The following is a 532-nucleotide window of genomic DNA, read 5'->3' as shown; positions in this document are numbered from 1 at the left end:
CGAGCCGAATACTTAGTTATTGTGTGTAGTTTTTTTATTCAATTCGTACAAATCCACTTCCAATTCCGTCATAATTATTGTCGGAAATATCAAGTTTATCTAATTCGTACGTTTTTATTATTCCTCCCATTACAATTCCGGTGTATTGTTGGTTTTCAGGAAATTGTATAAATCTTTCTAGTTCGCCCGAATAAATAGATTTTTTACTAATTAACTGGTAATTTCCACTTGATATCTCATTCTCATTTTCTGTTATTGAATAAGTATAATTTTCCATTAAAGTCAGATGAATAGTTTTTCCAGACGTTTCTGCTGTTTCTTCAAAATAAATTAGTCCTCCAGAAGTACCTGTCCAGTTCCATTTTCCAATCAAATCCGAATTGTCTATTTCTTTCACGTCGTCTGAACTGCAAGAAATTATTCCTAAAGTCAGAACGAAAAGATAAATCAGTTTTTTCATAATTCTATTTTATTTCTAGATGTTCAAATCCGAGTTTGGTTGCGTTAAATTACACACAACATGCGTATATAT

1 protein-coding gene is annotated in these 532 nt (G+C 31.0%); it reads right to left on the bottom strand.

Annotated elements, in window-relative coordinates:
* Positions 1-34: 34 nt before the first annotated feature.
* Positions 35-460 (bottom strand): hypothetical protein, encoded by a 426-nt coding sequence (locus JEM65_RS21040; protein ID WP_199603699.1) that lies wholly within the window; start codon positions 458-460, stop codon positions 35-37.
* Positions 461-532: the final 72 nt, after the last annotated feature.

This window comes from Gelidibacter salicanalis (assembly GCF_016469035.1).
Classification (GTDB): domain Bacteria; phylum Bacteroidota; class Bacteroidia; order Flavobacteriales; family Flavobacteriaceae; genus Gelidibacter; species Gelidibacter salicanalis_A.
This window is presented reverse-complemented; position numbering and strand designations above follow the sequence as displayed.